This window comes from Kitasatospora sp. NPDC096204 (assembly GCF_044763205.1).
Classification (GTDB): Bacteria; Actinomycetota; Actinomycetes; order Streptomycetales; family Streptomycetaceae; genus Kitasatospora.
Genome location: NZ_JBIWFT010000049.1, coordinates 1 through 24,377, shown reverse-complemented (window position 1 = coordinate 24,377; position 24,377 = coordinate 1). Strand labels below are relative to the sequence as shown.

Here is a 24,377-nt window from a genome sequence, read left to right as displayed (position 1 = left end):
GGCCGCCGCGCGGCGGCATGGGTTCAGAGCTGGGCGGCGATCGTCACCAGCAGGGCCGCCAGGCCCACGGCGAGCCAGGCGACGTAGTCGCCCAGCAGGCCGGAGTGCAGGCGGCGCAGCGGCAGGACGACGGCGCGGTGGAGGCCGCCGGTGCCGCGCCGCGGGTCGCGGCGGACGGCGGCGACGGCGAACGAGGCGGCCAGCAGGACGGAGAGCAGGCCGAGCCCGGTCCCGGACGGCGTCCACCAGGCTTCGGGGGCCGGCGGTGCGGGGGGTGCGGGCCCTCCGAGGGCGCCGGCGAGGTAGGCCGCGCGGTCGGTGAAGGCGGCGGCGCCCGCCGCGAGGGCCCGGCCGACGCCGGGCAGCACGCCGACGGCCAGGCAGCCGGCCAGCAGCAGCCCGGGGGCCAGGACCATCGGCGGGGGCAGCCGGCGGCCCGGTTCGCGGATCTCGGGCTCCTCGCCCTCGCCGGTGGTCGCGGCCACGTCCGGGTGTTCCTTCGGCGGTGCGCCGAACCCGCCGAAGACCCGCAGGGCCGCCCGCAGCGCCGCGCCGCCGGTGAGCGCCGACACCAGTACGAACACCGCGGGCAGCCAGGCCAGTTCACGTCCGGCGGCCGCCTCGGTGACGGCCTTGCCGAGGCCGGTGCCGAACGGCGGCAGCCCGGCCAGGGCCAGCGCGCCCAGCGTGAACAGCAGACCGGTGGACCGGAGTTCGCGGGCCCGGCCGTGCAGCCCGTGCTCGTCCACCGAGCCGTACCGGTCGAGCAGCACGCCGGTGAGGCCGAACAGCGTGGCCTTGGCTCCGGCGTGGCCGGCCACGTACACGGCGGTGCCGGCCAGTCCGGCCGGGGTGAGCAGGGCCGCGCCGGTCAGGAACAGCCCGACGTGCCCGACCGTGGAGAACGCCAGCAGGCGCTTCAGGTGCCGTTGCTGCCAGCACATCACGGCGCCGACCAGGGCCGTCAGCACGCCGACGGCCAGCAGGGTGTCCCGGACGACGGCGTCCGGTAGGCCGCCCGCGCCGGCGAAGACCACCCGGTGGATCCGGGCCGCGCCGTACACCCCGAGCTCGACCATCACCCCGGACAGCAGCATGCACACCGGGCTCGGGGCGACGGCGTGGGCGTCCGGCAGCCAGAAGTGGAACGGCGCCGCGGCGGCCTTGACCAGCGGGCCGGCCAGGACCAGGACGAAGGCGAGGACCAGCAGGGCGTCCGGGCCGCGGCCTGGGGCGGCGAGCCGGTCGAGTTCGACGCCGAGCTGCGCCATGCCGAGCTCGCCGGTGCGGGCGTAGAGCAGGCCGATGCCGAGCAGCGAGAGGTAGGCGGCGGCCGAGTTGACCAGGCCGAAGGTCGTCGCGCCGTGCAGCGGGCGCGGGTCCTCGATCCGGTAGCCGGTCAGCGCGTAGGCGACGGCTCCCATCAGCTCGAAGAAGACGAAGGCGTCGAAGAGGTCGCCGGTGAGCGCGAAGCCGCACATTCCGGCCTCGAAGAGCAGCAGCAGCGCGGGGAACAGGCCGCCGCGTTCGCCGGAGGGCTCGTCGAAGTACCGCCAGGCGTAGCAGAGCACGGCCAGCACGAGGACGGCGGCGAGCAGTGCGAGGCCGCTGCCGAGGCGGTCGGCGACCAGCACGACGCCGACGCTGTGCCCGCCGCTCGGGGTCCAGCCGCCCAGCCAGGAGACCGCCCGGCCGTCCGGGCTGGTCCGGGCCCACAGCAGGGCGAGGCAGAGGACCTCGGCGGCGGCCACGGCGGTGGCGAGCGCGTCGCGGCCGAGGCGGGGCAGCCGACGGCCCGCCACGGCGGTGACGGCCGCGCCCAGCAGGGGGACGGCGACGGCCAGCGGCAGCAGGTCGGAGGCGGGGAGCACCGGACGTCAGCCCCGCAGCCCGGTGAGCTCCTCCGGGTCCACCGTGCCGTGGCGCTTGCGCAGCTGGATCACCAGGGAGAGGAGCAGCGCGGTGACGGTGGCGCCGACCACGATGTCGGTGAGGGTCAGTGCCTGGACGACCGGGTCCACCACCGGGGCGTCGGTCGGCAGGTCGGAGAAGACGGGGGCGGTGGCGCCGCGGCGGTAGCCGACCGCGAGCAGCAGCACGTACGTCGAGGACTGCGCGACGGCCAGGCAGCCGACCGCCTGGACGAGGTTGCGGCTGGTCACCAGGTAGGGGAACACGGTCATGCGCTCTCCCCTCGGGGCACGACCTCGACGGCCTGGTCCAGGAAGTGGGCGAGCAGCACCACCACGCCCGAGGCGACCTCCACCCCGACGGCGGCGTTGATCACCGCCACCAGCCCGCCGGAGGAGAGCTGGTTGAAGGTGCCGAGCGGCAGGGTGTTGGCGAGGTAGCCGGCGCCCTGGGCGAGACCGATCAGACCGAGCGCGGCGAAGGCGCCGGCGGCCGGCGCGTCGGTGACGTCCAGCGCGGCGAGCGGACGGATCCGCTTGAGCACCCGGTAGTCGGCCGCGACGTAGGCCAGGTGCAGGGCGGTGGCCAGGGCGACGCCGCCCTGGAAACCGCCGCCCGGGCTCAGCGCGCCGTGCGCGACGAGGTACCCGCCGGTCAGGACGGTGACCGGCAGCAGGGTGGCGCCGAACAGCCGGGTGGTGGGCAGGACGGGCTCGGCGGCGGCGCGGCGCTTGCGCTCGTCCCGGGCCAGCCGCAGCAGGATGCCCGCGCCGAGCACCGAGCCGAACAGGATGGACTCCTCGCCGAGGGTGTCGAAGGCCCGCTGGTCGAAGTTGACGGAGGAGACGATGTTGGCCGTTCGCCGCTCCAGCCCGGCCGCCACCGCGCGCTCGCCGTAGGGGTGGTGGGCGCCGCCGAAGCCGGGCAGCTCGCCGGCGGCGACGATCAGGGCGGCGGCCAGCACGCACGCCGCGAGGAGGAAGAGCCCGAGCCGGGTGGTCCGGTTCACTCGGTGCGGTCCGGGTGGTCGTCGCTGTGCTCCTCGCGGCGCACCCGGCGGACGGTCAGCAGGATCAGCAGCGGGGTGATCGCGCTGCCGACGCCGAGTTGGGAGAGCGCGACGTCGGGTGCCTGGAGCACGGTGAAGAGCAGCGCGAGGCTCAGTCCGAGCAGGGCCAGGACGGCGGCCTGTCGGACGGGATCGCGGGTGAGAGCGGCCGCGGTGGAGGTGACGGCGGTGAGCAGCAGGGCGATCACGATCAGGGTGTCGGTCATCGGCCGGCCTCCGAGCGGCGGGTGGCCCGGGCGACGGCCATGGTGGTGACGGTGCCGCCGGCCGTCACCAGCAGGCCGACCACCAGCAGTTTGACCGCCGCCCGGCCCGGCCCGGTGTCCACGGCGAGGGCGAGCGCGACCAGCGGCGCGCCGAGCACGGCGGCGGGGGAGAGGGCGTGCAGGCGCAGGTACCGGCCGGGCAGCACGGCGAGCGCGACGGCGGAGAGCAGCAGCGTGCTGGTGCCCGCCCAGAGCAGGACCAGTGCCACGGCGTGCCGGCCCATCAGCGCTCCTCCCCGGCCAGGAAGCGGGTGAACACCAGGGTCCCGGCGGGCGCCAGCACGGCGAGGTCGAGCGCCAGGTCGGTGTAGGAGGGGTGGCCGAAGCCCTGGGCCAGCAGCAGCAGGACGACTGCGGTCACCACGGCGGCGAGGTTCAACCCGGCCAGGCGCCGGTGCGTCGGCCCGGACAGTCCGAGCAGCAGGCACGGCGCGATCCCGCCGACGGCCAGGACGGCCGCCGCCAGCAGCCAGGCGTTCACTCGGCGGCCTCCGTCAACGCGCCTTCCAGGGAGGAGGATTCACGGCCGAGCGCGTGCACCAGCAGCGTCTGGCCGTCGACGTCCACGACGTAGGCGCCGGGGGTGGAGGACAGCAGCGCGGCCGCCCAGGCGGGCCCGGTGCCGGGCGCGAGGCGGACGGCGCGGAAGCCGGAGCTGCGGTGCCCGGGCGAGACCACGGCGAGTGCCAGTCGGCCGGTGTCGGCCAGCAGCGTCCCCGGGAAGGCCCGGAGTGCCGCGCCGAGGCGGGCCGGACCGCCCGGGGCCGCGCCGGAGGCGCGCCGGACGGCCACCGCGCCGAGTGCCGCGAGCAGGGCGATGCCGCCGCCCACGGTCACCTCCAGCGGCGTCACCGAGCTGATGAACACGACGTTCAGCAGGAGCAACAGCCCCCACCAGATCAGGAGTTCGGCCACCGTCCGCATCTCGTCACCCCCGTCCGGGCCGTCGGAATCGCACCGCTGCCGCGGCGAGCGGCCCCAGGTGTACCGTCCGGCCGGTGACGGCGTCCCGCGCGCAACGCCGTTGCGCGCGGGATCGCCGTGGCGGACCACCCGTTCGTCCGAGCGCGGTACCGGAACCTGTGATGATCGGTCCGGGGGCCACTCGGTCCGGGGTGCCGCTCAGTCGGGCGGCTCGTGCGGTTCCGGGTCGTGGGCCGGCCGGGTCGGTTCGCCCTTCGGGTCCGTCTCCTCCTCGGGCGGGGGCGGCGGCGCGCCCTCGCCGGTCATCCGGGACTCCGGTGTCTCGACCGGCGCCGGGGGGTCCTTCGGTACGGGCCGGTGGTCCTGGTCGCTCACCGCGTTCAGTCCTTTCCGACGTCCTTGACCTTCTCGGCGGCCTGCTTCAGGTCGCTCTTCATCTGCTTGCCCCGGCCCTCGGCCTCGAGCACGCGGTCGCCCGTGGCGCGTCCGGCGGTCTCCTTGGCCTTGCCGTGCGCCTTCTCGGCGGCGTTGCGCAGCTTGTCCTGGGTGCCCATGGTGTGACTCCTCTCCTTGCTGGGGGCGTTTTGTTGAGCTGTGTCGCGTCTGCCCGGAAAAGCCCGTTCCACTCCGCGCGGCCGGACATCGTCGGAAGCCGAAGAAGCCGAAGAAGCCGAAGAAGCCGAAGAAGCCGAAGCAGTCGGAGCAGCCGGAGCGCCGCGACGTCCGCGGCCGGAGCCGCGGACCGGGAGGAACGCACGTGACGTTCCCCGCGGCGGTCGGCCCCGGCCTGCGGCCCTCGAGAGGTGAACGTGGAAACACCGGCACGGAGTTGACGACGGATCACCGGGAGGGGAAGCGGTGGTGTTCGACCAGCCGGACGAACCCGTCCCAGAACGACGGCCCGACCGCTTCGGCGGACGGGCACACCGCGACGCCGGCCAACCCGTCCGGGGCCCCGACCCCGGCGGCCCGGCACAGCTCGACGCCGCTGCCGAGCACCGCGACGGGCTTGCCGTGGCGCAGCGCCTCGGTGAGGAAGCGGACGGCGTCCGGATCGGAGGGCAGCGCCTGCTCGCCGCCGTCCGGTACCACCAGCGCGTCGTAGAGCACCGAGGCGGTGGTGGGCAGGGCCCGGTCCACCGGCAGCTGCGCGCCGTCGCCCGCCAGGACGTAGCCGTCCTGCGCGGCGAGCGTCTCCACCACGGCGCCCCGGGCCGCCAGCCGGTCGTGTGCGGCCCGGACCTGGTTCGGGTCCACCCCGGGGGCGGTCAGGACGGCGACCCTGCGGGTGCGGATGCCCGAGCCGCGCAGGTTCTCCTGGCTCAACGCGGGGGAGGCCTGTGGCCCGCGCGTCCCGTCCCGTGGACCGGGACCGGAACCGGAACCGGGACCGGGACCGGGTGCGGAACCGGGTGCGGAACCGGGTTCGGGTTCGGCCTCCGGCTCGGGCAGGCCGACGCGTCGGGCGACCTCCGCGGCCAGCCCGAGCGAGACGTGCACCAGGTTGCCGACCATCCGGCGCCTGACCTCCCGCTCCTCCACCTTCCCCAGCTCGAACGCGAAGGCCTCGACGATGTGCCGCTGCTCCCAGTCGGCCATGCTGCGCCAGAACAGCCCGGCCTGGCCGTAGTGGTCGGCGAAACCGGGGCTGCGGCGACGGATCGCGCTGCCGTCGATCCGCTCCTGGTAGTGCTCGAAGACCCCCTCGGCCAGCCGGCCGCCGCCCAGTGTCGCCGGACAGCCCCCGCCGACGGAGTTCGGCGCGTAGCTGGTGCCCGGGTGGACGGTCTGCTGGCCGTAGCCGTCGCGCTGGTTGTTGCGGACCTCGGTGAGCGGACGGTTGACGGGCAACTGCGCGAAGTTGGGTCCGCCGAGCCGGATCAGCTGGGTGTCCAGGTAGGAGAAGTTGCGGCCCTGGAGCAGCGGGTCGTTGGTGAAGTCGATCCCGGGGACGATGTTGGCGGTGTGGAAGGCCACCTGCTCGGTCTCGGCGAAGAAGTTCTGCGGGTTGCGGTCCAGCACCATCCGTCCCACCGGGCGGACCGGCACCAGTTCCTCCGGCACCAGCTTGGTCGGGTCCAGCAGGTCGAAGGGGAAGGCGAACTCGTCCCGTTCCGGGATCAGTTGGACGCCGAGCTCGTACTCCGGGAAGTCGCCGCCCGCGATCGCCTCCCACAGGTCCCTGCGGTGGAAGTCGGGGTCGCGGCCGGCCGTGAGCTGGGCCTCGTCCCAGACCTGCGAGCAGACGCCGAGCAGCGGCCGCCAGTGGAACTTCACGAACGTGCCGCGCCCCTCGGCGTCCACCAGGCGGAAGGTGTGCACGCCGAAGCCCTGCATCATCCGGTAGCTGCGCGGGATGGCCCGGTCGGACATCAGCCACATCAGCATGTGGGTGGACTCGGGCTGGAGGGAGCAGAAGTCCCAGAAGGTGTCGTGCGCGGAGGCGCCGGTGGGGATCTCGTTCGGCGGCTCCGGCTTCACGGCGTGGACGAAGTCCGGGAACTTGATCGCGTCCTGGATGAAGAACACCGGCATGTTGTTCCCGACCAGGTCGTAGTTGCCGTGCCGGGTGTAGAACTTGGTCGCGAAGCCGCGGACGTCGCGCACGGTGTCGGCGGAGCCGCGGGGGCCCTGGACGGTCGAGAAGCGGACGAACACGGGCGTTCGGAGGCCGGCCTCCCGGAGGAAGTCGGCGCAGGTGAACTCGGCGAGGGACTCGTACGGTTCGAAGAAGCCGTACGCGCCGGCGCCGCGGGCGTGCACCACGCGTTCCGGGATGCGCTCGTGGTCGAAGCGGGTGAGCTTCTCGCGCAGGTGGAAGTCCTCCAGCAGGGTGGGACCGCGGTCGCCGACGGTGAGCGAGTCGTCGGTGGCGTCGACGCGCACGCCCTGGTCGGTGGTGAGCGGTCCGTCCGGGTCGGGGGCGCGGAACGCGTCGAGCGCGGCGTCCTTGGCGTCGGGCGACCGCTCGTCGGGTGCGTCGGGCGCGTCGGGCGAGCGCTCGTCGGGTCTGTCGGGCGCCTCGGGCGTTTCTTCGGGGAACTCTGGAGCGGTGTTCATCTCACGTACTCCGTCCTGGGGTTACCGGCAGATCGTGGGGGCGACGGGGCCGGGGCGGCGTCACGGCAGCAGGAGACCGGCCGCCTCCTCCGGGCCGGCGGCGGCCCGGCAGGCCGTCAGCAGGCAGGGAGGGCGCGGGAGCCTGTGCGCCGGGTCGGGCCGGGGGAGTCTGATCACGTGTGCGCCGGCCGCGAGGGCGGCCTCGACCACGGAGTCGTCGCAGCCGATCACCGTGACGCGGGACGGCGGCAGGCCGAGTGACCGGCACGCCGCAGTGACGAGGGCGGGTGCCGGCATCCGGCAGGGGCAGCCGTCGTGCGCCCCGTGCGGGCACACCGCCCAGACGTCGACCGTCCCCAGCAGTGCCTCGGCCCTGGCCTGGACGGCCTCCACCTGCCCGCGGTCGAGCAGTCCGCGCCACGCCGGACTGGTTGCTCACCACCCCGATCGCGAAGCCGGCGGCGCGCAGTCCCGCGAGCGCGGCCCGGATCCCCGTCATCGGGTGGACCATGGCGGGATCACCGTTGCAGGAGACGCCCTGGAGCAGCGTTCCGTCACGGCCGAACAGCACGGCGCCCGCCCGGTGTCCGGCGGTGGTGGTGCCGTCGTCGTGGGTGAACAGCCAGGGGCCGGCCGGATCCGGGTGCTCGCCGCAGGGGCGGGGCTGTGGAACGGTCGGTACGGGTTCGCTGAGGTACGCCATGGTCCTACGGGTTGCCGCCGTGCCCGAGGCCAAACGGCCGGCCGACGGTCGGATCGATGACCATTTCCCCGGTGACGTGCAGTGACGTGCGGTGACCTGGCGGGGCGGCCGGTCGCCGCCGTGGTGGTCAGCGCGCCGGCCGGACGCCGATCTCGGCGAGCAGCCCGCGCACCAGGCGCTCGATCTCGTCACGGATCGGGCGGACGGCCTCGACGCCCTGGCCGGCCGGGTCCTCCAGCGTCCAGTCGAGGTACCGCTTGCCGGGGAAGTACGGGCAGGCGTCGCCGCAGCCCATGGTGATGACGTAGTCGGAGGACTGGACGGCCTCGGGGGTGAGCAGCTTCGGGCGCTGGTCGGAGATGTCGATGCCCAGCTCGGCCATGGCGGCGACGGCTGCCGGGTTGACCCGGTCGCCGGGGGCGGAGCCGGCGGAGCGGACCTCGACGCGGTCCCCGGCGAGGTGGGCGAGGAAGCCCGCGGCCATCTGGGAGCGGCCGGCGTTGTGGACGCAGACGAACAGCACGGAGGCGAGCGGCGCGGTGGTCATCGGTGGGTGTTCCTTCGTTCTGGTGCTCGGGTCTCGCTGGGGCAGGTCTCGCTGGCACCGGTCTCGGCTGACGTGAAAATATCAGTTCATGCTGATATCAGTCGACGCTGAACTGTTGCGGGTGCTGGCCGACCCGCTCAGGCTCCGGATCGTGACCCTGCTGGCCCGCGAGACCCTGTGCACCACGCACCTGGTGGAGGAGACCGGCGCCCGCCAGACCAACCTCTCCAACCACCTGAAGGTGCTGCGCGAGGCCGGCCTGGTGGACACCGAGCCGTGCGGGCGGTTCACGTACTACCGGCTCAGGCCGGAGGCCCTGGAGGCCCTGTCGGGCGGGTTCGCCGACCTCGCCGCCACCGCCCGAGCCAATGCCGACACGAAGAGGTCCTGCCGGTGAGCCCGACCAGGACCACCGCCCCGCCGGACCGCGCCGAGGCCGGACCACCGCTCCGCCGGGCCGCCCCGGGGCCGGACCGGTCCGCAGGCTCTCCTTCCCGGACCGCTACCTCGCGGTGTGGATCCTCGCCGCGATGGCCGTCGGCCTCGGGCTCGGACGTCTGATCCCCGGCCTGAACGACGCGCCGGCCAAGGTCGAGATCGGCGGGATCTCCCTGCCGATCGCGCTCGGCCCGCTGGTCATGATGTACCCGCTGCTGGCGAAGGTCCGCTACGACCGCCTCGACGCCGTCACCGGCGACCGCAGGCCGATGGTCTCCTCACTGGTGATCAACTGGCTGGTCGGCCCGGTGGTGATGTTCTCCCTCGCCTGGGCCTTCCTGCCGGACCTGCCCGAGTACCGCACCGGTCTGATCATCGTCGGCCCGGGAGAGCTGACGGAGGCGGCAGGACCGCCGATGACCGCACGGGCTTCGCCCCGCGACCCGCCGGGCGCCGGAAGCCCCGACGCCCGGCGGGGCCGGTGGGCGGGCACCGTCACGCTCCGCCTCGATCCCCCCGCGCCGGGCGGAGCGTGACGGGGAGCCCGCCGCTCAGTACCACTTCGTGCAGTTGGTCAGCCCCGTGCGGTGGTTCAGCGCGCAGGCGCGCATCAGCACCCCGCCGTCGTACCGCGAGGCGGTGTGGGTGTCCGAGCCGTACTGGACCGTCGCGATGTCCAGCCGCTCGAAGGAGTTCCCGCCGTCGTAGGAGCGGTGGGTCCACACCGAGTCGCCCGGGGTGGCGTTCGTGATGCGGCCCCAGGCGCAGCGGGTGGTGGTGCTGTAGCGCAGCTCGATCTTGACATCGCCGGTGTAGGCGACCTGCGCCGGGATCGGGCTGTCGAAGGTGCAGGTCCCCGCCAGCGGAGCCGGAGCGGCGGTGGCCGTCGTCGTGGTCGTCCCGGCGAACCCCGTGGCCAGGGCCGCGCTCGCCACCAGCAGGGCGGCGCGCCGGGAGACGCGGGTGCGGGTGGGAAGTGCTCGCATCACAGGTGTCCTTCCGTCGGCCCGGGGCCGTGCCCGGGCGTGGGTCGAGTCGGCCGCGCCGGCCCGCCGTCCCTGGTCGGGCGGTGGCCGCCGCGGTGAGCACCATCCTGGGAGGGCGACCTGGGAGGAACCTGCAGCAGATCTGCAATCCGCTTGGCCACGTGGGGAGTTCGTGCCAGCCTGAACGGGTGGGTACGCGAGGGGGCGCGGTGGTGGAGTTCCGGTTGCTGGGCGGTGTCGAGGCGGTCGTCGGCGGCCGGCCGGTCGACCTCGGGCACGCCCGGCAGCGGTGCGTGCTGGCCGCCCTGCTGGTCCGGCTGGAGCGTCCGCTCCCCGTCGACCGACTCGTCCACCTGGTGTGGAGCGACCATCCGCCCCGCCGTGCCCGCGACACCCTCTACGGCTACCTGTCCCGCCTGCGCGGCGCCCTCACCGGGGGCGGCACCGGCCCGACGATCGTCCGCGGGCCCGACGGCTACGTGTTGACCGCGGCCCCCTCGGACGTCGACCTGTACCGCTTCCGGGAGCTGGTCGACCGGGCGCGTCTCACCGCCGACGACGAACGGGCCGCCGACCTGTACGAGCAGGCGCTCGGACTGTGGCGCGGTGAGCCCTTCGGCACCCTGGAGTCGCCCTGGCTGGACACCCTGCGTCCGGCCCTGTCGCAGGAGCGGCTCGCCGCCGAACTGGACCGCACCGACGTCGCGTTGCGCCGCGGCCGGCACCGGGAGCAGCTCGCCGGGCTGCGGGCGCGGGCCGGGGAGCACCCCTTGGACGAGCGGCTGTGCGGGCAGCTGATGCTCGCCCTGTACCGCTGCGGGCGGGTGGCGGAAGCCCTCGACCACTACCGGTCCGCCCGGGCGCGGCTCACCGACGACCTGGGCATCGATCCCGGCGCTCCGCTGCGGCGGCTGCACCAGCGGATCCTGGAGGCCGACCCGGAGCTGGCCCCGGCCGCCCGGGCGCCCGGCACGCCCACTCCTCCCACTTCTGCCGTTCCCGCTCCGGCCGCTCCCACCCCCGGGCCGCTGCCCACCACTCCGAGCCAACTTCCCCTGCCGGTACGGCGCCTGGTGGGCCGCGCCCGCGAGCTGGAGGCGCTGGACCGGCACCTCGACGCGACCGGTCAGGACGGCGCGGCGGTGGCCGTCGCGTCGATCGCCGGCAGCGCGGGCATCGGCAAGACCACGCTCGCGCTGTCCTGGGCCCGGCGGGTGCGCGAGCGCTTCCCGGACGGGCAGCTGTACGTGAACCTGCGCGGCTTCGACCCCAGCGGCACACCGATGTCCCCGGAGGAGGCCGTCCGGGGTCTGCTGGAGGGGCTCGGCGTCCCGGCGGAGCGCATTCCGGCCACCGTGGACGCCCAGAGCGGGCTGTACCGCACCCTGGTCGCGGACCGGCGGCTGCTGCTGGTCCTGGACAACGCCCACGACGCCGACCAGGTGAGGGCACTGCTGCCCGGCACCACGAGCTGCCTGGTCATCGTGACCAGCCGGCGGCAGCTGCCCGGCCTGCTCGTCGACGGGTACGTCCGGCAGCTGACCCTCGGCCTGTTGGACGCGGACGGGTCGCGGGAGCTGCTGGCGGGCCTGCTCGGCCCGGAGCGTGTCGACGCCGAGCCGGAGGCGGTGGCCGCCGTGGTCGAGCGGTGCGCCCGGCTGCCGCTGGCCCTGAGCATCGCCGCCGCCCGCGCGGCCACCGCCGCGCACCTGCCGCTGTCCGCCCTCGCCGAGGAGCTCGCGCAGGAGCGGCACCGGATCGCGGCGCTGTCCACCGGGGACGGCCGGCACACCGACCTGGCGACGGTCTTCTCCTGGTCCTACCGGGCGCTGTCCCCGGTGTCCGCGCGGCTGTTCCGGCTGCTCGGCCTGCACCCCGGCCCCGACGTCGGCGCGCCGGCCGCCGCGGCGATCGCCGGCCTGCCGGAGCACGGCGCCCGGTCGGCGCTCGCCGAGCTGACCGCCGCCAACCTGCTGCACCAGCACGCCCCGGGCCGCTACCAGTTCCACGACCTGCTGCGCGCCTACGCCACCGAACGCGCCCTCGCCGAGGACCCTGAGCGGGACCGGCACACGGCCCTCGGGCGGGTCCTCGACCACTACCTGCACACCGCCTGTGCGGCCGACCGCCTGCTGGACCCGCACCGCGACCCGATCGTGCTCCGCCCGCCCCGCGCCGCCCCCGAGCGGCTGGCCGGCCAGGAGGAGGCCCAGGCCTGGTTCGCCGCGCGGTCGGCCGTGCTGCTCGACGCCGTCCGGCAGGCCGCGCGGTCCGGCTTCGACGGCCACGCCTGGCAACTGGCCTGGTCGATGGCCACCTACCTGCAGCGGGTGGGCCACTGGCGGGCCTGGGTGGCCACCGCGCGGACCGCCCTGGAGTCGGCCCGCCGCGCCGGGGATCCGGCGGGGCGGGCGCACAGCCACCACGGCCTCGGCCTCGCGCTGGCCTGGACCGGTCGGACCGACGAGGCGCGGGCGCAGCTCGACCTGGCGCTGGAGCGGTACGCGGCGCTGGGTGACGACCCCGGCCTGGCGCACACCCACCGCACCGTCGCCTTCGTCCTGCAGCGGGCCGGCGACCACCGCGGGGCGCTCGACCACGCCGAGCGGACCCTGGCCCACTACCGGGCGGCCGGGCACCGAGCGGGGCAGGCCAGCGCCCACAACGCGATCGGCTGGTACCGGGCCCAGCTGGGCGACCACGAAGGCGCGCTGACGGACTGCGAACGGGCCCTGGCGCTGTTCCAGGAGGTCGGCAACCGCACCGGCCAGGCCTACACCTGGGACAGCCTGGGCTTCGTCTACCTGGGCTCGGCCCGGCCCGGCGAGGCGGTCCGCTGCTACGAGCGGGCCCTCGGTCACTTCCGCTACCTGGGAGACCACTCCGGCACGGCGGACACCCTCACCGCCCTCGCCGAGGCCCGGCAGGCCCTGGGCGACCCGGAGTCGGCCCGGCTGGCCTGCCGGGAGGCCCTCGCCCTCCAGCGGGAACACGGCCTTCCGGGGGCGGACCGGGTGCGCGCCCTCCTCGCCGAACTCTCCGCGGCCGCGCCGCCCGGGCGCTGACCCGCCCGCCCGCCCGCCCGCTGCCGCCCGGCCTCGGCTACTGCTCGGGTGCCGCTACCGCTCGGCCACGGCCCGGGACACCAGTCCGTCGATCAGCGCTGCCAGGGCCGGGCGCAGTGCGGCGCAGTGGGCGCCGGGCCCCGGTAGGGGGCTGCCGTGCGGGCGAGCACCAGGATTCCCGCGGGCTCGCCAGCCCTACCCGGCGCGGGCGGAGCGCACTCCTCCCGAGGTGGTCCGTTGGTCTCGAAGTTTCCCGCGTACCCCCGACTTGTACGCTTGCCCGCCTGGAAGGTCTGCGGTTCTGGTAGGAGGTCCGGTGCTCGTCCGTCGGTGGATATGTGTGGTCGCGGGAGCAGTCGCGCTGAGCGGCCCGACGGTTGCTTATGCCCGCGGTGGGGGTGGCGGTCATGGGTTCGGGGGTGGCGGGGGCGGTGGCAGTCATGGCGGTGGCGGCTTCCACGGGTCGACCGGCGGCGGTTTCGGATTCGGCTTCGGGAGTGGTTTCGGAGCCGGTGGCGGTGGGCTCGTCGCCGTGCTGGTGATCGTGGCCGTGGTCCTGCTGATCCTGTGGCTCAGGTCCCGGCGGCGCAAGGCGGCGCTGGCAGGCGAACTGAACACGGTCTCGGACCGTACGGCGCACCGCGCGGACGCGCAGGCCCGCGAGCGCGCTGCCCGGGTCTCGGCCCGGGTCGATGCCATCGCCGACACCGATGCGACCTTCGACCGCGCGGCGCTCGAGCGCCGCGCGGTGTGGCTGTACGAGACGGCCCAGCGGGCCTGGACCGGACACGATCACGCCACGCTGCAGCGGATCCTGTCCCCGGTGCTGTACGGCAAGTGGGCCGAGGAGCTGCGCGACTACGAGTCGCGTGGCGAGGTCAACGTCGTGGAGATCGTCGACGGTCCGGTGGTCGAGCTGGTCGACGTCGCCAACCGGGCGGGTGAGGTGAACGACACCGTCACCTTCCGGATCACCGCGACGCTCCGCGACCACGTTCGCCGCGGCGACGGCGGGCAGGCCGTGCGCAAGGACGGCTCGACGCGTCCGGTCGAGTACTGGACGCTGCGCAAGAGCGCGGCCGGCGAGTGGATCGTGTCCTCGGTCGAGCAGGCCGCCGAGGGGGCGCACCATCTGAGCAGCGCCATCGAGACCGACGGCTGGGACCAGAAGGAGGTCGCCCGGGACGCGGTGCTCGAGGTCGCGCAGAAGAGCACTGTCACCGGGGCGAGCGACATCCTCTCCCTCACCAACATCTCGTGGAGCACGGACGCCGACACCGCCGCCGGCGATCTGAGCGTCCTCGACGGCCGCTTCGACAGGGCGGTCCTCGAGGTCGCCGTCGAGCGGTTCCTCGAGGAGTGGGTCATGAACGACGGCAGCCTGGACTTCACCCCCGTCCGCACGGCCCGTCGGACCGTCCTGCGCGAGGCCGCCGTCACGTCGGTCACGGTGCGCTCGCTGGTCTCACGCGACCCGGTCGTCTTCCGCGTCGCGGTCGACGCGCTGGGCGTCTACTACGAAGTCGACCGCCGCACCGAACAGGTACTGCGCGGTGACGCGCGCAAGCGCGGGCCGATGGCCTTCACCTTCGACCTGCGACTGGACGACACCTCCGCCAAGGCATGGACCGTGATCGCCACCGACACGCAATAGCCACACCCCCCACCGCCAGGGTCACCTCCCGCGCCGGCGAAGTGGACCCGATCTCGGAGACGAAACGGCTGAGCCCGATCGGGCCACCTCCATGCGGGAGGCGCGGACTCGACGGCGATGAGCAGCGCGACCGACCGCTCGCCGCGATGGTCCGGGAACGGGTCACCTTCGCACGGGCAGGCCGATTCCCGGGGTCGCTGTCTGGGGTGCCAGGGCCGCTAGCCACGCCCCGACCGCCACTTCCCGGCCGGTCCGGGGCTGACGGCGAGATCGGGGCAGGGATTCAGGGGATGTAGAGGCTCTGGGCGCCGGTGGTGAGTTCATCGTCACCGGCGCTGATGCGGCCGAGCTCGTCTCCGTTGCAGTCCGGACCCGAGTAGACGGTCACGGCCGTGTCGGTGTTGTTGTCGACGATGCTGGAGTCCTCCAGGGGGTAGCAGCCGGAGGGGTTCCTGTAGACCTCTTCGTTGTTGAGGTAGAGGTTTCCGGTGGCTGCGGCGGCCGGGCCGACGGGCAGGGCCAAGGCGGCAGCGGTCATCAACAGGACGCCGAGAGCGGCGCGGCAGGTGATTCTCATACCGTGTGCATAGCCATTTCGGGCCGGTGCCGCGGCAGGAACGGGCAGGGATCGCCCTTTGAGGGCAGGCCCGATGGGCCGAATGCCAGGTAGCCCACGACCGCCGACGTCTTCGCCCGCCTCCGCGCTGGCGGGGCCGACATCCTGCCCGAACTCGACCTGCTGCCGGCCACCGGGTCACCCCCGCGCAGGCGGGGCCGACCCGACCTTCGTGGGCGCCTTCATCCGGACCACGGAGCGCAACGGCGTCAGGCGGCGCAACCGCCGTGCGGTTCAAGCCAAGTCGGGGTGGTGCCGACGGCGGTCGGTGGGCGGCTCCGCTTCCACGGGCCGGAGCGCGCGATTTTGGACATGTCCCTGACGGGAACGGTGCGGTGATGGTGGCCGGTCCGCCGGGGGAGCGTTCGGTGGCGCGCCCGACGGTACGGGGATTCCGGCCAAGGTCTACGGAATCCGCTCCCCCGGGCCGTCAGGTCGCGGAACATCTCAGTCGTTCGTTGCCCGGGCGGACCAACGACCCACCGGGTGCGGGCGTGGGAGGACGCGCGGCCTGTCGGCCGCGGGTTCCGGTGGACGCCGACAGTGTTGGAGGGGTCTTGTCCCGGGGTAACGGCAGAGCGCGGACATCCGCGCGATCGTGGTTACGGATGATCGTGTTCGCGCCGGCGATGGCGCTGCTGGTCTCGCTGACGCAGGCGGAAGCGGTGCCGGCGGCCTCCGGGTCGGCGGCCTCCGCGCCGGCGGCGTCGAAGACGGTGCCGAGGGATCTGCCGATCCTGTCGGTGCCGTCAGCGGGCAAGCGGCTACCGCAGGCCGAACCCGAGCAGCCGACGGCCGACTTCAAGCCCCTGGCGACCGGTGAGCACACCCGGTCCGACGCGCGGAGGCCGGTGTCCGGCGCAGAACCGGCACCGCAGACCAGTCCGGTCTCCCCGGTCGACGGTGCGGTGGTGGGCACGGAGACGCCGGTGTTGCAGGTGGCCGCGGTCGGCGACGGTGTCCTGTACTGCTTCAAGGTCTCCACCGGGTTCGACGGCCGCTCGGGCAGCGTGGTGGACTCCGGGTGCCTCGACCAGCCGCAGTGGACGGTCCCCAAGCACGTGCTGCACGACGGCGGCCGCTACACCTGGACGGCCGCCACCTCGACGCCCGGCGCGACGACGGCGACGGCGCCGCAGTGGGTCGGGCACTTCACGGTCAACCAGCGGGTGGGCGATCCGGGGCCGGCACCGACCGACCACCTGGGGCCGGTGACGGTGAACCTGTTCAACGGCAACGCACACGTCGAGGCCGCCGGGCCCTCGTTCCAGACCGTCGGCGGACCGGCCGGGGTGAACCTCGCGTACAACTCCCGGCAGGGCGCCCCGCACGGCGTGCGCGCCTCGTACTTCAACGACTCGCGGCACGCGGGCGCCCCGGACGCGACCCCGGTGATGGTGCGCGGCGAGTCCCAGGTCAACCTGGACTGGGGCATCGCGTGGACCGGCAACCCGGACAACCTGCCGTGGCGGGACAACCCGATGCCGCCCGCGCTGGACAAGAACTGGTTCGTCGTGCGCTGGGAGGGGCAGTTCAAGGCCCCGGTGACCGGGGACTTCCGGTTCGCGGGCGCGCACACCGACGGTGCGCGGGTCTGGCTGGGCGACAAGCTGGTCTACGACAACCCCGACCCCGGCGATCCCGGCGACGACTTCCTGCTGCCCGGCCCGCACAGGGCCCAGGAGGTCACGCTGAAAGCCGGTCAGCTGGTGCCCGTCCGCGTCGAGTTGTACCACCACTCCGACCAGCGCCCCCGCATGGTGCTGTGGGCCAAGAGCAGCATCGGCGCCGACGACCAGCGCAGCCACAATCTCGAACCGCGGATCGTGCCGACGGAATGGCTGTTCTCCTCGGACTCGGAGTCGCTGCCGCCGGGGTGGACGCTGTCGGCGCAGTCCAGCGGCTACAGCCACGCCGAGATGCTGGACGGCTCGGTCGTGCTCACCGATGCCGCCGGCGGCAAGCACACCTGGGCCAAGGCCTCCACGGGCGGCTACACGCCCCCGGTCGGGGAGGACGGTGTGCTCGCCTTCGACGGCGCGGGCCGGATCTCGGTCACCGAGGGCGACACGGTATCGCTGTTCAACCCCGACGGCACGCTGGCCGCCGTGGAGTCGGTGCTGGACGGCACGAAGCCCGCGGCCCTGCAGTACGTCTACAGCGGGACGCCGCCCCGGCTGACCCGGATCAAGGACCCGGTCTCCGGCCGGTCGCACCAGCTGTTCTACAACACCGACGGCGGCGACAGCTGTTACGGCGGGGTGCCCCGCCCGCCGGGCTCGGACCCGGCCCCGGCGCAGATGCTGTGCCGGATCCGCTACTGGGACGGCAGCGAGACCCGGCTGTGGTACCAGATGGGCACCCTGGCCCGGATCGAGAATCCCGGCGCGGCCATGCAGGACTTCGACTACGTCGGCCGGGCCTCGGCCAAGGAGCGCTACGACCAGGCCGGCGACAACGAGGAGGAGAAGCAGAAAGCCCTGGACAGCATCGGGCCGCTGGCCACCCTCCGCGGCAGTCTGGCCTACGACTGGGTGGCCCGCCAGGCCCCGTCCGCGGCGAACGGGTGCACCAACACCGGCGACACCGCCGCCGCCTGCACGGTGATCGGCTACGACTCCGTGGTCGAACAGCCCCAGGACCCGCCCGCCCTGCGCGCGGTTCAGGTGCTGGCACCGGCTCCGGACGGCCGGTCGAGCGGGCTGCGGGCCGAGCACTTCTACCAGTACTACCTCGACCGCAAGCAGGCCACCGTGGCGCTGGCCGGGGTGTACGACTCGACCCGTTCGCGCACCGTGACCTACGACGACGCCGGCCGCACCCTGGTCACCACCGACGTCACCGGGGCGAGCATCTCCGCGGAGTGGAACGCCAAGGACCAGGCCACCGCCGCGGTCGACAGTGCCGGCCGACGCTCCACCACGGTGTACGACCACGCCGACCGCCCGGTCGACAAGTACGGGCCCGCACCGGCGTCCTGCTTCAGCGGACCGACCCCGACGGCCGCGTGTGCGGCGAAGGTGCCGCACAGCCACACCAGCTACGACGAGGGGCTGACGGGGCTGTCGGCCGCCTTCTACGACAACCCGGAGCTGGCGGGTGTTCCGAAGGTTTTTGCCACCGGGGTCGGCTCCGCTGACGGATCGCTGGCCCGGTCGTGGGGAGCGAGCCCGCCGGTGGCCAACACCGGTGGCTGGTCGGGCCGGTTCACCGGCGAGGTCCGGTTCCCCGCGACCGGGGACTACGGCCTCGGGTTCACCGCGGTCGACGGCGTCCGTCTCTGGGTCGACGACGTTCTGACCGTCGACAGCTGGAGCGACAAGCCCGCCACCGCGGTCACCGGCAAGTACACCAACACCACGGCCGGCAGTCGGCACCGGGTCAGGGTCGACTACTACAACCGCTACGGGACGACCGGCGCGCTGGCCTTCACCTGGACCCCGCCCGGCGCCGACGCGCCGGTCCCGGTGCCCGGGACGAACCTCGCCCCCCGCTACGGCTGGGCGACCAGCACGACCACCGAGGACACCTCCGGCGGCGACAAGGAACGGGCGCCGTCCAGGCGCACCGCTACCGGCTTCTCCGATCCGGCGGCGGGAATCGACCCGGTGTACGGGCTCGCCGTCTCCACAACGGCTGATCCCGGCGGGCTCGACCTCACCGCCCGCTCCAGCTACGAGCGGCCCGGCGAGAGCTATCTGCGCAAACTCGCCTCGGCCATGCCCGCCGGCGACGTCACCGACCCCGACAAGCGCACCACGACCGTCTACTACGGCGACTCCGAGACCCGTGCCAACCCCTGTGATCCGAGCACGACGGCCGCCAACCAGGGCGGCATGGCCAAGACCACCACCGCAGCCAAACCAGGCAACGGGCCGACCCTCACCGGCGAGACGGTGTACGACGAGGCAGGCCGCGTGGTGGCCCAGCGCGTCAACGACGAGCCGTGGGCCTGCAACAGCTACGACGCACGTGGACGGGTGGTCAGGAAGAGCGTTCCCGCCTACGGGGGCAAGCCGGGTCGTACGGTCGTCACGGACTGGGCGGTCGGCGGTGATCCGCTGATCTCGAAGACGACCGACGAGAACGGGTCGATCACCACGGGGATCGACCTCCTCGGCCAGGAGGTCCGCTACACCGACGCCAACGGCGTCACCTCGACCTCCACGTACGACCAGGTCGGGCGGCTGGTCAGTGACACCACCACCGTCAAGGGCGTGTCCAGCACCGTGGCGTACGCCTGGAACGACGCCAACCAGTTGACCGACGTCAAGGTGGACGGGGCCACCGTCGCCACGCCCGCCTACGACGCCGCCACCGAACTGGTCGGTGTCGCCTACGGCAACGGATCCCGCCTGGACTCGCTGATGCGCAACAGCACGGGCAAAGCAACGGCGTTGACGTGGAGGACTGCCACGTCCACGGTCGTCGACACGGTCACCCGGTCCCGTGACAACCGTGTCACCGACGACGTGGTGACCGCGGACGGGAAGTCCGTCGCGACCTACGCCTACACCTATGACACGGTGGGCCGGCTCGTCGCGGCGAGCGTCCCGCACCACCAGCTCACCTACCGGTTCGACCCGACCGACGGCTGCGGGACGGCGAAGGCCGCCGGGCTGAACACCAATCGCACCGCGTCCACCGACAGCCTCAACGGTGCCCCGGCGGTCGCCACCAGCTACTGCTACGACGGTGCCGACCGGCTGACGTCCACCAGCGGCGGCACCGCACTGTCATTCGGCTACGACAACCTCGGCGACACGGTCAAAGCCGGGGGCGACACCCTGGGTTACGACGCCGCCAAACGGCACGTCCAGACCACGACCGCGTCCGGGACCACGATCTCGTACACCCGGGACCCGGCCGACAGACTGACCGCCCGCACGGTCACCGGTGCCACGGACGTGTCGAAGAACGGGACCACCCGCTACTCCTACAGCTCCAGGCACGACGACGCGGACCTCATCCTCAGCAAGGACGGCGGACTGCTCCAGCGGATCGTGGCACTGCCCGGCGGCGTGCTGCTGACCAAGAACTACGACCGGGACGCCGGCACCAACTGGTCCTACCCCGACATCCACGGCGATGTGCTGTTCACCGCGGACGGGGCCGCCACCCGCACCGGTGACATCCGCCTCTACGACCCCTACGGCCAGAACATCGACCCCGCCACCGGCTCCTTCACCGACGTCCCGATCCCCGCCACCGCCGCCGGCGGGATGGACTTCGGATGGCTGGGCCAGCACGAACGGCCGGTGGAACACCTGGCCGACCACCAGGCCATCGAGATGGGCGCCCGCGTCTACCTGCCGGTACTCGGCCGCTTCCTCCAGGTCGACCCCGTCGCGGGCGGATCGGCCAACGACTACGACTACGTCAACGCGGACCCGGTCAACGGCTTGGACCTCGCCGGTACCTTCGGCTGGAAGTCCGTCGTCTCCACCGCCACCAAAGCGGCGGAAGTCGTGGCCTACGTGCCAGGCCCGATCGGAACGGTCGCCTCCGGCGCAGCCGCGGCCGGGCAGCTGGCGCAAGGACACTACAAGGAAGCCGCCATGGACGCGCTCGGTGCCATCCCCGGTGGCAAGCTCGCCGGCACTCTCGCCAGAACCGCCGGAAAGGAAGCCTCGACGGTAGGCAAAGCCGTGCAAGCCGCAGAGAAGTGCAACTCCTTCTCCACGGAGACCCCTGTGGTGATGGCCGACGGCTCGACCAAACCGATCAGCGTCATCCAGGTCGGCGACCGGGTCCAAGCCACCGACCCCGCCACCGGCGCGACCCTGGACGAACCCGTCACAGACGTCATCGTCGGCCACGGCACGAAACACCTCATCGAGATCGGTCTCGACGCCCGGACCCCCGGGACCACGATCACCGCGACCGCCAACCACCCCTTCTGGGTGGACGGCCTGGGCTGGACCGACGCAGGGGACCTGAGACTCGGCGACCGCATCCGCAGCGGACGCGGCGTCGACGGCGTGACCGTCACCAGCGTTCACGATCGCGGTGACGTCGACGGCCAGACCGTCTACAACCTCACCATCGGCCACGTCCACACCTACTACGTACTGGCAGGGCCCACCCCCGTCCTGGTGCACAACAACAGTTGCAGCCTGCCGCAAGAGGGTGTCTACGCGTTCAAGGACAGAGCGGACCCGCAAGGGCGCATGTACGTGGGACAGACCAACAACTTCGACCGTCGACTGGGCGAGCACGCCAGAGACGGCAGGACGGAGAAGGGGGACGACGTCCTGCTCGTCCACGTACCGGGTGGCAAGGGAGCTCGCGAGAAGGAGGAAGCCTCTCTCATCGCCGAACTCGGAGGCAAGGACAACCTTTCGAACAAGGTCAATTCTCCCGGGCACAGGCCGTAGAGACCCGGCAGTCCACCGCGAAGAGCGCCTGACTCCCCTCGATCGTGACTGCGAGTCGGACGACCGTTCACTTGACACACGCGCTACGAAAGGAACGCACCGGTGACAACCGAACCATCAAGGCCGAGACGGAGCTTCTGGAGGAGGGCCACCGTCATCGCAGCGGTGTTGTGCGCGGCGGTGGGGATCATGGTGTCCCCTGCAGCCGCACGCGAGGAGAGCCGCGAGTCGGTCACCGCACTGATCCAGCTGACGTTCACCAACGTCAGCAACGGAAGACTGCTGGACGTCCAGAACGGCAGCTACGACGACAACGCGCCCGTCTCCGTCAACCCGGCGCCGGGGTCCGCCACGACGTGGCGGATCAACACGGGCACCAGCCTCGGCTCGGGCTTCGCCATCGTGAACACCACCACCGGCAAGTGCATGGACCTGACCACCGCCCGCTACCAACTGCGGCAACAGCCCTGTGACGGACGCGCGTCCGAGCAGTGGTACTTCCAACCGGTCGGCGGATCGGCACAGAAGGCGTTCAGGATCCGCCAGGTCGGCGACAACTCCTGCCTGACCGTCCAGATACCTCCCGGCACCGACAACTGGGTGTACACCTACCGCTGCGACAACACGCCGTACCAGCAGTGGACGCTGCCCACCGAGGTCTACCAGACGGCGTGGAACACCGCCGTGGACTACGCGGCCGCCCGGTGCAACAAGGACACCTCGACCTGCTCGTGGTCCACGACCAGCCAGACACCGCCGTTCACGCTGCCGGAGGCGTGCGTCTCCCCGATCTGGTTCAACGACACCTCCACCACGATCCCGTGGGAGTTCTCGCTGAGCACCACCACGGGGTGGACCAACACCATCGGCTTCAAGCTCGGGGGAAGCCTGAGCGTCGGTGGCGACATCGGTCTCGCCAAGCTCCAGCTCGAAGTCACCGCCGAGGTCAACGGCGCGACCACGGTGGACCTCAAGCAGGAGATGGGCAACAAGCTGACCGTGAGCGTGCCCCCGCGCCAGTACGGGTGGGTCACGCTGTCCGAACTGGCCACCAAGGCCACCGGAACCTGGACGTTCGACGCCCAGGGTTTCCCGTGGACCGCCGACGACACCATCACCGTGCCCCTCAAGTACGACGTCAACGGCGGCGCGAGCATCTACAGCGCCCGCACCCGGCCGACGTTCACCAACTGCGCCGGAACGGCGTAACAGCGCGCCCGAAAGGCGCTGTCCGAGCACCTCGGCCCGACCGGCCCGTGGATCGGGTCAACGACACCGGGCTGTCCGGCCGCGACCGGCCGGACAGCCCCGGGACGGGCGTCCTGCGGGCGCTGTTGGTGACCTACCGGAGTCGCCCCGCCGGGTCGATGGCGAACCAGAGCCGGCCGGACGCGCCGGTGTCGATCACCATCGTGCCGCTCGCGGACGGCGAACCGGTCAGCCTGACGGGCTCCTTCCGGATCGCGCAGGACGAACCGAACGACAGCTGGCGGGGAACTCCGTCGAGCAACCGGACCGTGGCCTCCGGGACGCCGCCCGTGGAAGTAGTACTCGGGCCGGGTCGGCCACGTCCACGCGGCCGTTTCGGACGGGGACGATCTGCGGGAGCAGGAGCGCGAACGGCCTCGCCCGGAACTCGTCAGCGAACGGCTGCACGCCTCCCGCGCGCGGACTGCCCGCACCTGCTGATGTGCTGTCGGCCCCGCACTCGCGGGGGTGACCCGGCCTCGAAGTCGGGTCTCGGCTCAGTGCGACCAGTAGGTGTCCTCGGTGTCCAGCCCCAGGGTGGAACTTCCAAGGCCGGGTAGTTAAGGATTTCGGCCGGGGTGCAAGGCAAGGGTCGAGGTACACCGCAGTGCGCGGAACACAAGCAACGCGGCCCCGTTGGAGCAGGTGTCGACCAAGACGCCCTGCCCGTGGAGCCGCGTTGTCTGTCCATTCTGCCTCGCCACCTGCCCTGACCACCCTCACGCGGGAAATCACCCTGGCCGCAGGGCGTTTCGCTGCCGGGCACCTCGGGGGCCTGACCCCTTTGCTGCCCTTCGAGCTGGTGGACGCCGTCCTGGAGGAGACCCGTGCGGTCCAGCGGAGGCTGCGGGACCTGCCCTCGCGGGTCGGGGTGTACTTCCTCCTCGCGATGTGCCTGTTCCCGGAGGTCGGATACGAACTGGTGTGGGCCAAGATGACCGCGGCCCTCGACGGCCTGCACCCGACACCGACCGCCAAGGGTCTGCGCGATCTTCGACGCCGAATCGGCTGCGCCCCGATGAAGGTCCTGTTCGAGGTAGTGGCCGGAGCGCTGGCCCAACCTCGCACCCCCGGAGCGCGGTTCGGCCCCTATCACACGGTCTCCTTCGACGGCTGCAGTTCCATCAAGACACCCGACAGCGAGCGCAACCGGGCCTGGCTCGGGGGCTGCCCGCACCGAGGCTATCCCCAGATCGAGTTGATGACGCTGGTCGAGACCGGAACCCGCTCGGTGATCGGCGCGGTGTTCGGCCCCACCGGGGTGGGCGAGACTGCCTACGCCACCCGGCTGCTTCACCATCTGGGCCCCAGCATGCTGGTGCTGTGGGATCGCGGGTTCGACGGCAACGACTTCCTCGCCGCTGTCCACGCCACCGGCGCCCGGATCGTGGGCCGCATCAATCAGCGCCGCCGCCCGCCCTGCGTTCCGCGTAATTCAGCGGCCTAGAGTCACGAATCTGGGGTCTGACCTGGGCGGACATGGGTGAGGGCGCCTGAGAGCCGTTTCTCTAGG

General features: G+C 72.8%; 20 protein-coding genes and 1 pseudogene. 7 read left to right on the top strand and 14 right to left on the bottom strand.

Translation table 11 applies throughout. The features are described from left to right. Window positions 1–23: 23 nt before the first annotated feature. From ACIQ87_RS35755 to ACIQ87_RS35700, 12 genes are all read right to left on the bottom strand, one after another. A complete protein-coding gene (locus ACIQ87_RS35755) occupies window positions 24–1,871 on the bottom strand; it encodes a complex I subunit 5 family protein (protein WP_402415339.1) in 1,848 nt (615 codons plus the stop codon). Between the two features lie 6 nt (window positions 1,872–1,877). Beyond that, window positions 1,878–2,183 carry a sodium:proton antiporter gene (locus ACIQ87_RS35750; protein ID WP_402415337.1) on the bottom strand — a complete coding sequence of 102 codons (306 nt, stop codon included), beginning with the start codon at window positions 2,181–2,183 and terminating at the stop codon, window positions 1,878–1,880. Then, window positions 2,180–2,920: an MnhB domain-containing protein gene (locus ACIQ87_RS35745; RefSeq protein ID WP_402415335.1), complete on the bottom strand. Its 741-nt coding sequence runs from the start codon at window positions 2,918–2,920 to the stop codon at window positions 2,180–2,182. Before ACIQ87_RS35745 ends, ACIQ87_RS35750 begins: the two co-directional genes overlap by 4 nt. Beyond that, a complete protein-coding gene (locus ACIQ87_RS35740) occupies window positions 2,917–3,186 on the bottom strand; it encodes a Na(+)/H(+) antiporter subunit B (protein ID WP_402415333.1) in 270 nt (89 codons plus the stop codon). The genes ACIQ87_RS35745 and ACIQ87_RS35740 overlap by 4 nt, the downstream gene beginning before the upstream one ends. Continuing rightward, complete coding sequence (locus ACIQ87_RS35735; RefSeq protein ID WP_402415330.1) at window positions 3,183–3,470, bottom strand: monovalent cation/H(+) antiporter subunit G; 288 nt, start codon at window positions 3,468–3,470, stop codon at window positions 3,183–3,185. Before ACIQ87_RS35735 ends, ACIQ87_RS35740 begins: the two co-directional genes overlap by 4 nt. Continuing rightward, window positions 3,470–3,727 (bottom strand): monovalent cation/H+ antiporter complex subunit F, encoded by a 258-nt coding sequence (locus ACIQ87_RS35730; protein ID WP_402415328.1) that lies wholly within the window; start codon window positions 3,725–3,727, stop codon window positions 3,470–3,472. The genes ACIQ87_RS35735 and ACIQ87_RS35730 overlap by 1 nt, the downstream gene beginning before the upstream one ends. Beyond that, window positions 3,724–4,170 carry a hypothetical protein gene (locus ACIQ87_RS35725; protein ID WP_402415325.1) on the bottom strand — a complete coding sequence of 149 codons (447 nt, stop codon included), beginning with the start codon at window positions 4,168–4,170 and terminating at the stop codon, window positions 3,724–3,726. The genes ACIQ87_RS35730 and ACIQ87_RS35725 overlap by 4 nt, the downstream gene beginning before the upstream one ends. A gap of 198 nt (window positions 4,171–4,368) precedes the next feature. Further along, window positions 4,369–4,545: a hypothetical protein gene (locus tag ACIQ87_RS35720; RefSeq protein ID WP_402415322.1), complete on the bottom strand. Its 177-nt coding sequence runs from the start codon at window positions 4,543–4,545 to the stop codon at window positions 4,369–4,371. 5 nt (window positions 4,546–4,550) lie between these two features. Continuing rightward, the gene (locus ACIQ87_RS35715) at window positions 4,551–4,724 is read right to left on the bottom strand and encodes a CsbD family protein (RefSeq protein WP_402415319.1); all 174 of its coding nucleotides are present in this window, start codon (window positions 4,722–4,724) and stop codon (window positions 4,551–4,553) included. A gap of 286 nt (window positions 4,725–5,010) precedes the next feature. After that, on the bottom strand, window positions 5,011–7,230 hold the full coding sequence (locus tag ACIQ87_RS35710; RefSeq protein WP_402415316.1) for a catalase: 2,220 nt from the start codon (window positions 7,228–7,230) through the stop codon (window positions 5,011–5,013). 60 nt (window positions 7,231–7,290) lie between these two features. Further along, window positions 7,291–7,623, bottom strand: coding sequence for a hypothetical protein (locus tag ACIQ87_RS35705; protein ID WP_402415313.1), 333 nt, complete (start codon window positions 7,621–7,623; stop codon window positions 7,291–7,293). A 437-nt stretch (window positions 7,624–8,060) separates the two neighbouring features. Then, on the bottom strand, window positions 8,061–8,480 hold the full coding sequence (locus ACIQ87_RS35700; RefSeq protein ID WP_402415311.1) for an arsenate reductase ArsC: 420 nt from the start codon (window positions 8,478–8,480) through the stop codon (window positions 8,061–8,063). 88 nt (window positions 8,481–8,568) lie between these two features. Here ACIQ87_RS35700 and ACIQ87_RS35695 point away from each other — a divergent pair, with 88 nt between their 5' ends. Together ACIQ87_RS35695 and ACIQ87_RS35690 are read left to right on the top strand one after the other, a co-directional pair. Beyond that, window positions 8,569–8,877, top strand: a complete 309-nt coding sequence (locus ACIQ87_RS35695) for an ArsR/SmtB family transcription factor (protein ID WP_402415310.1) — start codon at window positions 8,569–8,571, stop codon at window positions 8,875–8,877. Between the two features lie 79 nt (window positions 8,878–8,956). Beyond that, window positions 8,957–9,301, top strand: a pseudogene (locus ACIQ87_RS35690) (arsenic resistance protein); the annotation flags it as partial. A 168-nt stretch (window positions 9,302–9,469) separates the two neighbouring features. Here ACIQ87_RS35690 and ACIQ87_RS35685 read toward each other — a convergent pair. Then, window positions 9,470–9,904: a DUF2690 domain-containing protein gene (locus ACIQ87_RS35685; RefSeq protein WP_402415307.1), complete on the bottom strand. Its 435-nt coding sequence runs from the start codon at window positions 9,902–9,904 to the stop codon at window positions 9,470–9,472. A gap of 188 nt (window positions 9,905–10,092) precedes the next feature. On the opposite strand from ACIQ87_RS35685, the gene ACIQ87_RS35680 reads away from it, so the two are divergent. Beyond that, window positions 10,093–12,969, top strand: a complete 2,877-nt coding sequence (locus tag ACIQ87_RS35680) for an AfsR/SARP family transcriptional regulator (protein WP_402415305.1) — start codon at window positions 10,093–10,095, stop codon at window positions 12,967–12,969. 532 nt (window positions 12,970–13,501) lie between these two features. Then, entirely contained in the window at window positions 13,502–14,623 is a 1,122-nt protein-coding gene (locus ACIQ87_RS35675; protein WP_402415304.1) for a TIM44-like domain-containing protein, read from the top strand. Window positions 14,624–14,906: 283 nt separating this feature from the next. Here ACIQ87_RS35675 and ACIQ87_RS35670 read toward each other — a convergent pair whose 3' ends face one another. Further along, complete coding sequence (locus ACIQ87_RS35670; RefSeq protein WP_402415303.1) at window positions 14,907–15,200, bottom strand: hypothetical protein; 294 nt, start codon at window positions 15,198–15,200, stop codon at window positions 14,907–14,909. 647 nt (window positions 15,201–15,847) lie between these two features. Between ACIQ87_RS35670 and ACIQ87_RS35665 the strand changes: the two genes are divergently transcribed. The 3 genes from ACIQ87_RS35665 to ACIQ87_RS35655 all read left to right on the top strand — a co-directional run bounded on the left by ACIQ87_RS35665 (window position 15,848) and on the right by ACIQ87_RS35655 (window position 24,311). Beyond that, window positions 15,848–21,616, top strand: a complete 5,769-nt coding sequence (locus ACIQ87_RS35665; RefSeq protein WP_402415300.1) for a PA14 domain-containing protein — start codon at window positions 15,848–15,850, stop codon at window positions 21,614–21,616. Window positions 21,617–21,805: 189 nt separating this feature from the next. Beyond that, on the top strand, window positions 21,806–22,825 hold the full coding sequence (locus ACIQ87_RS35660) for a ricin-type beta-trefoil lectin domain protein (RefSeq protein ID WP_402415298.1): 1,020 nt from the start codon (window positions 21,806–21,808) through the stop codon (window positions 22,823–22,825). A 646-nt stretch (window positions 22,826–23,471) separates the two neighbouring features. Further along, window positions 23,472–24,311: a transposase domain-containing protein gene (locus ACIQ87_RS35655; protein WP_402415295.1), complete on the top strand. Its 840-nt coding sequence runs from the start codon at window positions 23,472–23,474 to the stop codon at window positions 24,309–24,311. Window positions 24,312–24,377: the final 66 nt, after the last annotated feature.

What these genes read in the sequence shown, in the direction of transcription:
- ACIQ87_RS35750 (WP_402415337.1), bottom strand. Translation starts at nt 2,183, where the DNA reads ATGACCGTGTTCCCCTACCTGGTGACCAGCCGCAACCTCGTCCAGGCG.
- ACIQ87_RS35740 (WP_402415333.1), bottom strand. Translation starts at nt 3,186, where the DNA reads ATGACCGACACCCTGATCGTGATCGCCCTGCTGCTCACCGCCGTCACC.
- ACIQ87_RS35735 (WP_402415330.1), bottom strand. Translation starts at nt 3,470, where the DNA reads ATGGGCCGGCACGCCGTGGCACTGGTCCTGCTCTGGGCGGGCACCAGC.
- ACIQ87_RS35725 (WP_402415325.1), bottom strand. Translation starts at nt 4,170, where the DNA reads ATGCGGACGGTGGCCGAACTCCTGATCTGGTGGGGGCTGTTGCTCCTG.
- ACIQ87_RS35715 (WP_402415319.1), bottom strand. Translation starts at nt 4,724, where the DNA reads ATGGGCACCCAGGACAAGCTGCGCAACGCCGCCGAGAAGGCGCACGGC.
- ACIQ87_RS35710 (WP_402415316.1), bottom strand. Translation starts at nt 7,230, where the DNA reads ATGAACACCGCTCCAGAGTTCCCCGAAGAAACGCCCGAGGCGCCCGAC.
- ACIQ87_RS35700 (WP_402415311.1), bottom strand. Translation starts at nt 8,480, where the DNA reads ATGACCACCGCGCCGCTCGCCTCCGTGCTGTTCGTCTGCGTCCACAAC.
- ACIQ87_RS35695 (WP_402415310.1), top strand. Translation starts at nt 8,569, where the DNA reads ATGCTGATATCAGTCGACGCTGAACTGTTGCGGGTGCTGGCCGACCCG.
- ACIQ87_RS35685 (WP_402415307.1), bottom strand. Translation starts at nt 9,904, where the DNA reads ATGCGAGCACTTCCCACCCGCACCCGCGTCTCCCGGCGCGCCGCCCTG.
- ACIQ87_RS35670 (WP_402415303.1), bottom strand. Translation starts at nt 15,200, where the DNA reads ATGAGAATCACCTGCCGCGCCGCTCTCGGCGTCCTGTTGATGACCGCT.
- ACIQ87_RS35665 (WP_402415300.1), top strand. Translation starts at nt 15,848, where the DNA reads ATGATCGTGTTCGCGCCGGCGATGGCGCTGCTGGTCTCGCTGACGCAG.
- ACIQ87_RS35660 (WP_402415298.1), top strand. Translation starts at nt 21,806, where the DNA reads ATGGTGTCCCCTGCAGCCGCACGCGAGGAGAGCCGCGAGTCGGTCACC.